10 protein-coding genes, 1 tRNA gene and 1 pseudogene are annotated in these 11814 nt (G+C 61.3%); 6 read left to right on the top strand and 6 right to left on the bottom strand.

The annotated features are described in order from the left end of the window. Nucleotides 1–132: 132 nt before the first annotated feature. On the top strand, nucleotides 133–600 hold the full coding sequence (locus NW848_RS14800) for a peroxiredoxin family protein (protein WP_011431112.1): 468 nt from the start codon (nucleotides 133–135) through the stop codon (nucleotides 598–600). On the opposite strand, the gene NW848_RS14795 is transcribed toward NW848_RS14800, so the two are convergent. Next, entirely contained in the window at nucleotides 597–2966 is a 2370-nt protein-coding gene (locus NW848_RS14795; protein WP_240530530.1) for a glycoside hydrolase family 31 protein, read from the bottom strand. The genes NW848_RS14800 and NW848_RS14795 overlap by 4 nt on opposite strands. Nucleotides 2967–3139: 173 nt before the next feature. On the opposite strand from NW848_RS14795, the gene NW848_RS14790 reads away from it, so the two are divergent. Then, on the top strand, nucleotides 3140–4333 hold the full coding sequence (locus NW848_RS14790; RefSeq protein ID WP_228375286.1) for a PQQ-dependent sugar dehydrogenase: 1194 nt from the start codon (nucleotides 3140–3142) through the stop codon (nucleotides 4331–4333). A 58-nt stretch (nucleotides 4334–4391) separates the two neighbouring features. On the opposite strand, the gene NW848_RS14785 is transcribed toward NW848_RS14790, so the two are convergent. Both NW848_RS14785 and NW848_RS14780 read right to left on the bottom strand, forming a co-directional pair. Continuing rightward, complete coding sequence (locus NW848_RS14785) at nucleotides 4392–4841, bottom strand: hypothetical protein (RefSeq protein WP_041438520.1); 450 nt, start codon at nucleotides 4839–4841, stop codon at nucleotides 4392–4394. A 210-nt stretch (nucleotides 4842–5051) separates the two neighbouring features. Then, nucleotides 5052–5123 (bottom strand) — tRNA-Val (locus NW848_RS14780). A gap of 177 nt (nucleotides 5124–5300) precedes the next feature. Here NW848_RS14780 and NW848_RS14775 point away from each other — a divergent pair. Then, a complete protein-coding gene (locus NW848_RS14775; RefSeq protein WP_414509005.1) occupies nucleotides 5301–6056 on the top strand; it encodes a segregation/condensation protein A in 756 nt (251 codons plus the stop codon). Nucleotides 6057–6313: 257 nt separating this feature from the next. Here the strand turns inward: NW848_RS14775 and NW848_RS14770 are convergent. Further along, nucleotides 6314–6607, bottom strand: a pseudogene (locus tag NW848_RS14770) (DUF6679 family protein); the annotation flags it as partial. A gap of 227 nt (nucleotides 6608–6834) precedes the next feature. Here NW848_RS14770 and NW848_RS14765 point away from each other — a divergent pair. Together NW848_RS14765 and NW848_RS14760 are read left to right on the top strand one after the other, a co-directional pair. Next, on the top strand, nucleotides 6835–7695 hold the full coding sequence (locus NW848_RS14765; protein ID WP_011431107.1) for a prephenate/arogenate dehydrogenase: 861 nt from the start codon (nucleotides 6835–6837) through the stop codon (nucleotides 7693–7695). Nucleotides 7696–7825: 130 nt separating this feature from the next. Further along, nucleotides 7826–8569, top strand: a complete 744-nt coding sequence (locus NW848_RS14760; RefSeq protein WP_099812881.1) for a response regulator — start codon at nucleotides 7826–7828, stop codon at nucleotides 8567–8569. On the opposite strand, the gene NW848_RS14755 is transcribed toward NW848_RS14760, so the two are convergent. Next, nucleotides 8566–8874 (bottom strand): hypothetical protein, encoded by a 309-nt coding sequence (locus NW848_RS14755; RefSeq protein WP_414511347.1) that lies wholly within the window; start codon nucleotides 8872–8874, stop codon nucleotides 8566–8568. The two genes, NW848_RS14760 and NW848_RS14755, sit on opposite strands and share 4 nt — an antisense overlap. 326 nt (nucleotides 8875–9200) lie before the next feature. Continuing rightward, nucleotides 9201–10130 carry a 16S rRNA (cytosine(1402)-N(4))-methyltransferase RsmH gene (gene rsmH, locus NW848_RS14750; RefSeq protein ID WP_011431104.1) on the bottom strand — a complete coding sequence of 310 codons (930 nt, stop codon included), beginning with the start codon at nucleotides 10128–10130 and terminating at the stop codon, nucleotides 9201–9203. 333 nt (nucleotides 10131–10463) lie between these two features. On the opposite strand from rsmH, the gene aroA reads away from it, so the two are divergent. Further along, nucleotides 10464–11798, top strand: a complete 1335-nt coding sequence (gene aroA, locus NW848_RS14745; RefSeq protein WP_011431103.1) for a 3-phosphoshikimate 1-carboxyvinyltransferase — start codon at nucleotides 10464–10466, stop codon at nucleotides 11796–11798. Nucleotides 11799–11814 lie beyond the last annotated feature (16 nt).

The raw sequence follows: 11814 nt of genomic DNA, 5'->3' as shown, positions 1-11814 counted from the left end.
CTGGCGCTTTACTACCTTACCCCCACCTCAACCCATATGTCAATACCACCCACCATAACCCCTCCAGACGCAGCAAGGGATCCGGATTCGCCGTTAGACTGGTGAGGGGATCTTAAGGTTTCGGACGGCTTTATGGGGATTGTGATTGGGACTGCAGCTCCTGACTTCAACCTGCCTGCAGTGGGGAAAGGGATCCCGAAGGGGGCGACGATTTCGCTGGGGGCCTACCGAGGCAAGAGCAAGGTGTTGCTGGCTTTTTACCCGGCGGACTTCTCGCCGGTGTGCACAAGCGAGATGCGCTGCTTTCGGGAGGATTGGGGAGCTTTTCGGGCGGCAGGGTGTGAGATCCTGGGCATCAGTAGCGATCCCCTCTCTCGACACGAAGCTTTTGCCGAGCAGCTTAAGCTGGAGTTTCCCCTCCTAAGCGATGTGGATAGGAAGGTGAGCCAGCTCTATGGGGTAGACAGTTTTTTGGGGACGCGGCGGGCCTATTTTGTGGTGGACAGCCAAGGGATCCTGCGCTATCAGCATGTGGAGTGGCTGCCCATCTTCAAGCGGGACAACCGCGAACTGCTGGAGGCGGTGAGGGCAGTGGGCTAGGGGCGGGATCCTTCTGGAGTGGGCAGGCGAATCTGCTGGGCTTGTCCGCTGTCTGCCAAAATAAGCGGGCTCTGGCCGAGGGGCTCGAGGATCCAGTTGCGTTGGGGCGGGATCCAACTGCCCTGGCGCGGCTGGATCTCCAGGATGAGCTGGTGGGCTTCTTGGCGCAGGCAGAAAGTGGTGGTGGCCCAATGGCCGCTTTGGTAGGCGAGGGTTTGGCCGTCGTCTTCGTAGAGGGTGAAACTGCCGTCGCCGGGATAGAGGCGGAGGTGGAGCTGGTCGCGGCGCAGGTGGGCGGTGGATTGGCAGGGAGGAGCCAGGGGAAGGATGGAGCCGCCGCGCACAAACAGGGGAAGCTGCTCCAGAGAGGCGGGGACGAGGATGGAGCCGGGGCCGCGCTGGGCTTGGCCTGTCCACCAGTCAAACCAAGTGCCTGCGGGGAGATAGACGGCGCGGCAGCGGACGCCGGGGCGGACGACGGGGGCAGCCAGAAGAGCGGATCCCAGCAGGGCTTGATCCGAGATCTCGTAGGTCTGGGGATCGTCGGGAAATTCGTAGAACAGGGGGCGCAGGATGGGGGAGCCGGTTTGGCTGGACTCCCAGAAGAGGCTGTAGAGGTAGGGCAGAAGCCGGTAGCGAAGCTGGATGGCCTGCCGAGCAATGGCTTCCACCTCAGGGCCAAAGCTCCAGGGCTCGTGGGGACGGGTGCCCAGGGCGCTGTGGCCGCGCATGAGGGGGTAGAGGATCCCCATTTGCATCCAGCGGGCAAACAGTTCAGGAGTGGCATTGCCCCCGAAGCCGCCGATGTCGGCCCCGACAAAGCTAACTCCCGACAGGCCCAGGTTGAGGAGCATGGGCAGGGACATCTCCAGGTGTTCCCAGGAGGATTGGTTGTCGCCTGTCCAGACGGCAGCCCAGCGCTGGATCCCGGCAAAGCCGGAGCGGGTGAGGACAAAGGGGCGCCGGGCGGGGTTGAGCTGTTCTAGACCCTCGCGGGAGGCGCGGGCCATGAGCAGGCCGTAGAGGTTGTGTACCTCGGCGTGGGTGGTGCGCTCCTCAGGAGGGCCTTGGGGGGCGTCGGGGGGGATATCCACGATCTGGCCGCCGTCGCCGAAGGGGCGGTCGTTGAGGGCCGGCTCGTTCATGTCGTTCCAGATGCCATCCACACCGGCTTGGGTGAGAACCCGTTGCCAGGATCCCCACCACCGCCGCACTTCGGGGCACGAGAAGTCGGGAAAGAGGACTTTGCCCGGCCAAACATAGCCGTGGAAGAGGTGGCCATCGGCGCGGCGAATGAAGAAGTCCTGGGCCAGGCCCTCGTCAAAGACGGCGTAGTCAGCTTCGGGATCGAACTTGACGCCGGGATCGACAATGGCTACCCCTCGGAAGCCGGCTTCGTGAAGCTGGGCCATGAGCTGGGCTGGTTCAGGGAAACGGCGGGGATCCCAGGTAAAGACCCGGTAGCCGCGCATGTAGTCAATATCCAGGTAGATGGCGTCGCAGGGGATCTGGCGCTGGCGAAATTGCTTGGCGACAGCCAGAACCTGGGCGGCGCTGGCGTAGCTCCAGCGACACTGCTGGTAGCCGAGGGCCCAGAGAGGAGGCAGGGGGGTTCGCCCGGTGAGCTGGGTGTAGGTCTGGAGCACCAGGGCGGGGGTGGGGCCGTAGATGAGGTAGTAGTCCAGCTCGGGGGCGCGCACTTCGATGGCCCACTGTTTAGGATCCGCCTGGCCCAGGTCGAACTGGCTCCAGTGGGTGCAGTGCAGAAAAAGGCCGTAGGAGAGGCCAGGACGTAGAACCAGGGCGAAGGGAATGGCCAGATAGAGGTTGTCGCTCTGGGCGTCGTAGCCCCAGCAGTCGCGGGTCCAGTGGCTGTAGCGCCGGCCCCGCTTGTTGAGCAGGCCAGCCCGTTCTCCCAGGCCGTAGATGCGCTCGGCGGGGTGGAGGGATTTGACCAGGCGGATGTCATCGGATCCCCAACTGAGGCCGGCGGGGAGATCGGCACAAAAGACCTGGCCTTGGGGATCGCGAAAGCTAAAGCGGAGGGGATCCCGGTCGATCTGCAGTTGCACCTGAGAGGTGGCTAGGTGAACTTGGGTGGGGCTTTCCTGCAGCTCAAAAAAAGCCGGCGGCCACTCTTCATCCGCCAGAGCCACATCCCAAGAGCGGCGGGGCAAGAACTCGCCGCTGGGGCTAAAGCGCAGCCGCAGCAGACGAGGGGTGAGCACCTGCACAGACCAGCAGCCCTGCCTGCAGAGCAATTGGATCCCTCTGGGATGGATCTGGAGTTCCTGCAGGGATCCGCAGGTTTGCCGCTGGGGTGGGCGGGCGGGGAATTGGCCGAAGATCTCGCCGGGTTCCAGCATGGGTTGGGGACAGATCGCCGCCCTCAAGGCTAACCCAAGGCCGCAAGGGAACAGGGAGCTCCCCACTCTTGTGCGCAGCCAACTTTGCGCCCATCGGTACATCTTTTTGTGAAGAGCAGCAGCAATGATCGGCTAGCTCAGACCTCAAAATCCATCGCGAAAACGAGGCGGCAATGGCCATGCGGATCCCGGCGATACCACTCCTCTCCTTGTTGCTTTTGGGAGGGGTATTTGTCCCTGCTGCCGTGGGGGCCTACCCGGTTAGCCCGGAAACGGTCATGTCCCTGCAACAGGGGGATCACGCCCAAGCTCTGCCCAGAGCCAAAAGCCAGCAGCGCTTTCGGGTGGTGACGTTGGCAAGCGGGCTGGAGCATCCCTGGGGAATGGCCTTTCTGCCGGATGGCACCATCCTGGTTACCGAACGTCCGGGCCGGCTGCGCCGAGTTACCGAGCAGGGGTTGGATCCCCAGCCCATTGCCGGGGTGCCGGAGGTGTTTGCCCGCGGCCAGGGAGGGCTGCTGGATATCGCCTTGCACCCCAACTACGCGGAGAACGGCTGGATTTACCTGTCCTATGCGGCTCCTGGGCCGGGCGGCGGGGGGACGCGGGTGGCGCGGGCCCGCCTGGGGGAGAAGGGACTCCAGGATCTGGAAGTGATCTTTGACATGGAGCGCAAGACGCCTGCCCAACAGCACTTCGGCTCCCGCCTGGCCTTTGACGAAGAAGGGTTTCTCTACATCAGCACCGGCGACCGCGGCGAGCGGGATCGGGCTCAGGATCTGGGGGATGCTGCTGGCAAGGTGTTGCGCGTTACGGATACAGGCGGGATCCCGGCGGACAATCCTTTCGTGAATCAAGCGGGGGCTTTGCCGCAAATTTTTACCTACGGCCACCGCAACATTCAGGGAATGGCCCGCCACCCCGATACAGGAGCCATTTGGACGCACGAACATGGGCCGCAAGGTGGGGACGAGATCAACATCTTGGCCCCCGGCATCAACTACGGCTGGCCCCTGATTACCCATGGTCGGGAGTACAGCGGCGAACCGGTTGGTCAAGGACTGGCGGCAGCTCCTGGATTGGCTTCGCCGCTGCTGCACTGGACCCCCTCCATTGCCCCTTCTGGCATGACTTTCTACACAGGAGAGGCTTTCCCCGAATGGCGAGGCAACCTATTCGTGGGAGCGCTGGCCGGGCAACACCTGGCGCGCTTGGTGCTGGATGGGGATCGCGTTGTGGCAGAAGAGCGCCTTCTGGAAGGGGCGGTTGGCCGTATCCGGGATGTGCGCCAGGGGCCGGATGGCTTGCTTTACCTGCTGACGGATGCCCCCAACGGATCCCTGTTGCGCTTGCAGCCAAGCTCTTGATTGGGGTTAAGCTACATGGCCCCAGCCCCGGCAGAGTTTCTAACTCCCACTGCCGCCACTACAAGAACTTGACATCTTGCTCAAGGGGGAGTGGCTCTCCTGTTTGGGAGTCCGTATGGTGACAGGCAAAGCATTCCTCTGGAGTTAGCTTAATAACCTGACCTGGAGCGGGAAGAAAGAACATCCTTAGCTCTTTGGTCGGGATCAAGACGGTTTTGCCATTTGGGGCCTTGCGCTTGTGTTTTTCGTCAGTGAAGGTCCTGACAACGCAAGATATTGGATAGTATTCGCTGGTTTGGAGCTTGGCTTCCAGAAGCGCTCTCCAGTAGGGGCTGTACCCGAAAACCCACTGACCCTTGGAAAACTTGAGATCGAATGCTTGGCTCCAAATTCTGCTGTAAAAGGTGATAATAGACGTCTTGACTTTGTAGGCTCCTGTTATCTCCTCTAAGTGAGATAAAAACTCGCCGGCAGTCAATGATTGAGGAGGGTTGGTGAAGGGACTCATGCAGCATCTCCTGGCTTTTGGTTATAGTCAGGGGAGCCCTGCATCTTCCCAGCCTACCCCGATTGAAGCACCTGCCTAAGGGCAGGGAGGAAGCTGTCTGTCCTCGTTGCCGATAAGCGGTGGCTCCCCAGCAAAGGCGGGGGAGCCTGTAGACAGAAGCAGCACCCAGCAGGAGAAGGGGGAGCTCTGTCTGCTAAAGGTCAAAACCTATGGGCGGTACAAGATTCGAACTTGTGACCCCTTCCGTGTGAAGGAAGTGCGCTACCACTGTGCTAACCGCCCTTACTCTCACTCTAGCAACTGCTAGAGCTGGACTACTATCTTACACGATTCTTACACGATCGCGCCGCCTCTGCACAGCCGGTTGGCTTGAGAAGTTGAGCTGGAGGTTTGAATCCGGCTGGAGATGGCCGGGATCCCGCTTGGGGGCTACAGTGAGGGACAGAGGCTAGGGGCACTATGGCCTACTCACCGACTGAAGAGGCAATTGCTTTGCTTATCGATTTGGCGGAACGGGGCGAGATTAACCCGTGGGATGTGCAGGTTATCGAGGTCATCGATCGGTTTTTAGCCCGTATGGCTCCCACTGCCAGCAGCCATGACCTGTCGGAGTCGGGACAGGCTTTTCTCCATGCCGCTATGTTGGTCTATCTCAAGGCGATGGCGCTGTCGAAGCCGGAAGACGAAGAAAGTGAGGAGACCAACCCGGTGCAGGTGGAGGAGGATCCCTGGCTGAGTTGGTCGTCGGCCCAACTGGATCGCGTGTTGCAACCCAGGGCCGTGCCCCGCCCGAGTCGGACTCGGCCCATCACCCTCAAAGAACTAATCGGCCACCTGCAGGAGCTGGAGACCTTGCTGGAACAGCGCCTTGAGCCTGCCTCAAGGCCCCTGGCTCAACGGGTTTCTCGCAAGCAAGCGCTATCAGCAGTCGCTCAGTTGGCCCACCCAGAAAACCTCGTAGAGACCGCCGCCGAGCTGGAATCTCTGCTTGCCCAACTTTGGCAGCAGGGTCTCGCCCAAATCAGCTTTGACGACCTGCAGCAATACTTTTGCCAAGAAAGCGCTCTAAAAGGCAGTGGCGGGGCTTCCCACCCGATTCAGGTGTTCTGGTCGCTATTGCTAATGGCTTCTCGCTCGCAGGTTGAGCTTTACCAGGAGGAGTTCTACGGCCCCTTGACCATTCGTCCCTGCCGTAGGGGATCCCTCCTAGAATAGATCCTACCCAGGGATCCCTTTCTGCCGCTTTCCATGAAGACTGCGGCTCAGTCGTGGTTGCCCTCCCGCTGGCCTTCCACATCGTTTCGGGCCCGATCCGCCCGTTTGAGGTCTTCTCCGTTCAGGCGCAGGGGCAGCAAAGACTCCGCTTCGCCGTCACGGACGGCAGAGGTTTCCCGATCCAGGTAATACTCTTCAAGGCGCTCGCTGCCGGCATGCTCTTCGCTGAGGGGCTCTGTGGCGCGAGGCGAAGAGGGAGAATGCAGTAACTCAGCAGGAGGACAATCCTCGGAAATGAGCAAATCCGAGGTGCTGAGCACCCCTTTCGGGATGGAGGAAAGGCGCTGGGCAACAGCTCCGATGCTCTCCAAACGAATCATCTCCTCCCAGGAGCAAATCTCCTCTTCGTCTTCCGTTTCGTAGCGAACCAGGATGGTATCCCCTTCGATATCGAGGATCTTGGCTCGTTCCAGCCAGCGTCCCTGATCGCGCAGGTAGATCCACACATCCTTGCCTTCGCGGCTGAGTTGATAGATCCTACGATGAAGCACGGTCCCCTCCTGAGATGAAAGATCCGGGCGAACTGTTGTGGGGGTTACCCAGTTCATCCTTCCATCTTAGCTGCTGGATCCCTCCGCTGTATGCTTTTTGCGCGGCGGGATGGAGCCTTTAATCTGGCTTTAATCTGGTTTTAATCTGGAAGGGATCCGGAAAGGCCGTCTCTCCATGCCCCAAGCCGTTTCAGAGTACTTAATAGTAACCATAGATACGGAAAACCATGCGCATTGCCATTGTCGGGTTGGGGTTGATCGGCGGATCCCTGGCCCTCAAACTCAGCGAAGAGGGTTATCCCGTCTGGGGGATCAGCCGCAATCGGGCCACCTGTCAGGCGGTGCTGGAACGGGGAGCGCTGCAGGGCTGTGGAACCGATTTGGCTCAGTTGGCTGATTTCGATCCCCAGGTGGTGGTGATCTGCACCCCCCTGGAGCAGGTATTGGTCACGCTGGCGGCCTTGGTGCCCCATCTATCGCCGCAGACGGTGGTGAGCGATGTCGGCTCGGTGAAACAACCGATTGTTGCTCCGGCAACGGAATTGTGGCCGCTGTTTGTTGGAGGGCACCCGATGGCCGGCAAGACGTTGCAGGGCATCCAGGCGGCGGAAGCCAGCTTGTTTCTGGGGCGGCCCTATGTACTCACTCCCCTCCCCCAGACGCAGCCGCAGGCGATCGAGGCGATGAAAGAACTGGTGACAGCGGTCGGTGCAGAAGTTGTCCTGGCCGATCCGAAACGCCACGACCAGGCGGTGGCCTGGATCAGCCATTTGCCGGTCATGATCGGCGCCGGCTTGATCGCTGCTGTCGGCCAAGAGGAGGATCCCGACATTCTGGAGTTGGCTCGCACCCTGGCCAGCAGCGGGTTCCGAGATACCAGCCGTGTCGGTGGCGGGATCCCGCAGTTGGGGCTGGAGATGGCCCGTCACAACCGACAGGCGCTCCTGGCCGCCCTGCGTGGCTATCAAGTCCAGTTGGGGAAAATAGAGCGGCTGATCGAAGGCGAACGGTGGGAGGAGCTGCTACAGATGCTGCAACGAACCCGCCAAGAATGGCAACAGTTCCGGGTCAATCAAATACCGTCCTGAGGGGCTACCTGTAGCTGCCGTAGGGGATCGCTGGCTCGACTTTGCCACTGCTCATTAGTGCCTTGTCTTCCTTCGCAGAGATTTCTAGGGTAGGAAACATATAGAGTAGGTCGACTAGCGATCAAGGCCTGTGAGCACCCTCCTTGCTGAAGATGACACCCTTTACCGCCAACATGTGCACAGCCTGCTGATGCAGCATCTGCCTCAGTTTGGCCCGGTGTACATGGCCTCCAACGGCAGAGAGGCATTGGAGCTCTACCGTCAGCACCGTCCCAACTTCCTGTTGTTGGACATCCGCATGCCCGAGATGAGCGGGATCGAGGTGGCTCGACAAGTTTGGTCGGAGCAACCCAGTACGCGCATCATCTTTTGGTCCCACTTTGCCGATGAGGTTTATGTGCGGGAACTGCACAAGATCGTGCCGCCGCAAACTGTCTACGGCTATCTCCTGAAGAATTGCACCGACGAAAAATTGGTCAGTGCCATCCAGGCCGTGGTGCAGGATGAGCAATGCGTGATCGATCGGGAGGTGCGGGGGGTCGATTCCCGTTCGCAAAACAAAATTACCGGCCTCAGCGATGCTGAGTACGAGGTGTTGATCGATATTGCCCTCGGCCTCACCGATCAAGCTATTGCCGCACGGCGGTTTTTGTCGCGGCGAGGGGTGACCAATCGTCTGCGCAATCTCTACGACAAGCTTGAGGTGAGCAACGACCAAATTGAGAGCGAGGAGTGGGGCACAACTTTTAGCTTGCGGGCCCGCGCCATTCGCCTTGCCTTCAAGCGGGGTCTGATCAACGCCCAACTCCTGGATGAGGAGGAGGTGCACTTGGATCACTGGCTCAGCCGCTACCGCCTAGAGCCTTTGGATTAGTATCCAACCGGGTAAAAAGGAGGGGCTTGCTCGGATGCCTCCAGAGGCTTGGCTTTGCTCTGCCCCTGCCCAGAACTGGGGAGGGCAATTGGCACCTCGATCATCCGCTCCGGTACCAGAGGCACCATGTCGGAGCGATCGGCGATTTCCCGCAAGGAATTGGCGATGGACTCTTGGGTGAGGAGAAACTGTCGTTCGTTGCGCTGCATCTGCTGCCACACTTGGTAGCGCTGGCTCCATCGGCTTTGGGTATGCACCGTCCAACTGTACACACTCAGCACTGACAACCCCGAGACGATGGCCATGCCCGTGGAGATCTGCTTCCACCAGATCAGGTGCTCTCTCCAGGCGGGATCCCGGCTATGGGGATAGGCTGATTTCGAGGGTTGGGGGCGACGGGTTCTGACTTTGCCGGCGGGGAGGGGCGGGGTAGTCCTTAGATGGGAACGAGGGGCCAAGGTCGCGGTTTTGCGCTGGACAGGGAGAAAACTGCGGCCACGGCTCGCGTTCAAAGGCTGGCTGACCATAGGGGTTTGCACCTCACCCACACCAAGAAATTGCTGCCAACTGGGCCCCACTCTATCCGATCTCCACGCACCTCAGAGGGCCTCCAGGGGGGCAGGGCGGCAACTTAGCTGCTGCGGGCAGCCACTCGCAGTTTGGCGGAGCGGGCGCGGGAATTGCGTTGCTGCTCCAGCTCGGAAGGGCACAGGGGTTTGGGGGTGAGCACCTGCCAGCGGGGATCCGTACGAAAGGCCCATTTCACCAGGCGATCTTCCAGGCTATGAAAGCTGATCACGGCCAACCTGCCGCCGGGTTTTAGCCAATTGGGAGCCTGGGCCAGCAGGGTTTCCAGGGCTTCCAGTTCTCGGTTCACGGCAATGCGCAGGGCCTGAAAGATCCGCGTGGCCGGGTGGATGCGGCCCCGTCTTGCCGCCGGCGGCACCGCCTGCCAGACTACGTGGGCCAGTTGGGTGGTGGTGAAAAGGGGGCGGGAGCGTTCGATGTGGTGGGCGATGCGGCGGGCAAAGCGCTCCTCGCCATAGCGAACGAAAATGTCGATCAAGTCCTCGACGGGGCGGCGGTTGACCCAGTCGGCAGCCGTTTCCTGATCGGCAGTGGGATCCATGCGCATATCGAGCGGCCCCTCGGCGCGAAAGCTAAAGCCCCGCTCGGGGCAGTCCAGTTGGGGCGAGCTCACCCCGAGGTCGGCTACGATGCCATCGAAAGGGATCCCCTGCCCTCGCTCATCCCGAAAGCCGTGCCGCTGCAGGTCGAAATCGGCAAAGTTGAGGTGCCAGAGTTGGAGGCGATTGCCGGGGATCCCGGCTGCGGCCAGACGCGCCTGGGCCGCCTGCAGAGCCGTCGGATCGCGATCCAGCCCCACCACGCGATCCGCTCCCCTCTGCAGCAGCGCCAAGCTGTGCCCACCGCCTCCCAACGTCACGTCCAAAAACGCGCCGCCCTGCTGGGGTTGCAGGTAGGCCACCACTGCCTCCGTCAAAACGGACTCGTGGTGGTACAGAAGCATTTCCCCAAGCTCAGCTCTTGCCAAGTCCATAGGCGCAGGGGGTGGCTTTGATTCTTTCCCCGCTCCTAGCTTTACCTATTGCAGGATCGGTAGACAACTCTAGTACCATCAAACGCTAGCATTCACAACGTAAGGGCTTGCAAAAAAAAGGCCGAGGCCAGGCCCCGACCGAGGAATCCATGTTGTTAAGCTCATCCTCGAGGATAGGGTCGGCTGCCGTCAAAAGACGGGCTGTCTTCCAGTGGTTCAGGATCATCTGGGTGCAAGGCCGACCGCCGGCAAGAGCAGGGCAGGTTCCAGCCTAACGTATGATTAAGACTGCTCTTGCCTTTGTCTGTTCTTTAGTTTGGTGTTACGGCTGCTGTGCTGACCACCGCTTCTTCTGCCGACATCCTGACGCTCTCGCCCGCCCGCGGCCTGCGCGGTCAAGTGAGCATTCCAGGCGATAAGTCCATCTCCCACCGCGCCCTGATGCTGGGATCCCTGGCGGAAGGGGAAACCGTCATTCACGGCCTGTCGTTGGGGGAGGATCCCCGCAGTACGGCAGCCTGTTTTCGGGCCCTGGGGGCCGATATCCCAGAGCTCAACAGCGAGTGCGTCCGCATCCAGGGGGTGGGCTTGGATCGCCTGCAGGAGCCGGCAGAGGTGTTGGATGCCGGCAATTCCGGCACCACCCTGCGCCTGATGTTGGGGATCCTGGCTGGCCAGGCGGGTCGCTTTTTTGCTGTCACTGGGGATCGCTCCCTGCGCTCGCGGCCCATGGGACGGGTGGTGGAGCCGCTGCGGCAGATGGGGGCCAACATCTGGGGACGGGCCGGGGGCAACCTGGCACCTCTGGCTGTGCAGGGGGGATCCCTAAAGGGGATCCACTACCACTCGCCCGTGGCCTCGGCCCAGGTAAAGTCCTGCCTGCTGCTGGCGGGCCTGTTGGCAGAAGGCACTACTCAGGTTACAGAGCCGGCCCTTTCCCGCGACCACTCGGAGCGGATGTTGCGGGCCTTTGGCGCCGAGATCTCTGTCGATGTGGCGGCAAAAACCGTGGCGGTGGTGGGGGGATCCCGCCTAGTGGGCCAGACGGTGCAGGTGCCAGGGGACATCAGCTCGGCAGCCTTCTGGCTGGTGGCCGCCTCGATTGTGCCCGAGAGCGAATTGCTGCTACAGGATGTGGGTCTCAACCCCACGCGCACCGGCGTGCTGCAGGTGTTGCAGGAGATGGGGGCCGATATTCAGGTTGAGAAGCGGCGGGAGGTGGCCGGCGAGCCTCTGGGGGATCTGCGCGTGCGCTCGGCCCGTTTGCGGGGTTGCAGCATTGCCGGCGATCTCATTCCCACCCTCATCGATGAGATCCCGGTTTTGGCGGTGGCGGCAGCCTTTGCCGAGGGGACTACGGTCATTCGCGATGCGGCGGAATTGCGGGTTAAAGAGAGCGACCGCTTGGCGGCCATCGCCCAGGAACTCAGCCGGATGGGGGCCCAGGTCACCGAATATCCCGACGGCCTGGAAATCAAAGGGGGGATCCCTCTGCAGGGGGCCGAGGTGGATAGCCACGCCGACCACCGCATCGCCATGAGCTTGATGGTAGCTGCCCTGGCCGCCCAGGGATCCACCACCCTTCGAGGGGCCGACTGTGCCCGCATCTCCTACCCCGACTTCATTCCCACCCTGCAGCGGCTGATCAACCCTTCGTCCGCCTCCTAGCCAGCCAAGAGCCAAC

The organism is Synechococcus sp. RC10A2 (assembly GCF_047502605.1).
Note: the sequence above shows the minus strand (reverse complement) of the source record. Positions and strands in the feature narration are given on the sequence as shown.

Excerpts from the sequence above, each read along its gene's own strand:
- NW848_RS14800 (WP_011431112.1), top strand. The coding sequence starts at position 133 with ATGGGGATTGTGATTGGGACTGCAGCTCCTGACTTCAACCTGCCTGCA.
- NW848_RS14795 (WP_240530530.1), bottom strand. The coding sequence starts at position 2,966 with ATGCTGGAACCCGGCGAGATCTTCGGCCAATTCCCCGCCCGCCCACCC.
- NW848_RS14790 (WP_228375286.1), top strand. The coding sequence starts at position 3,140 with ATGGCCATGCGGATCCCGGCGATACCACTCCTCTCCTTGTTGCTTTTG.
- NW848_RS14785 (WP_041438520.1), bottom strand. The coding sequence starts at position 4,841 with ATGAGTCCCTTCACCAACCCTCCTCAATCATTGACTGCCGGCGAGTTT.
- NW848_RS14775 (WP_414509005.1), top strand. The coding sequence starts at position 5,301 with ATGGCCTACTCACCGACTGAAGAGGCAATTGCTTTGCTTATCGATTTG.
- NW848_RS14765 (WP_011431107.1), top strand. The coding sequence starts at position 6,835 with ATGCGCATTGCCATTGTCGGGTTGGGGTTGATCGGCGGATCCCTGGCC.
- NW848_RS14755 (WP_414511347.1), bottom strand. The coding sequence starts at position 8,874 with ATGGCCATCGTCTCGGGGTTGTCAGTGCTGAGTGTGTACAGTTGGACG.
- rsmH (WP_011431104.1), bottom strand. The coding sequence starts at position 10,130 with ATGGACTTGGCAAGAGCTGAGCTTGGGGAAATGCTTCTGTACCACCAC.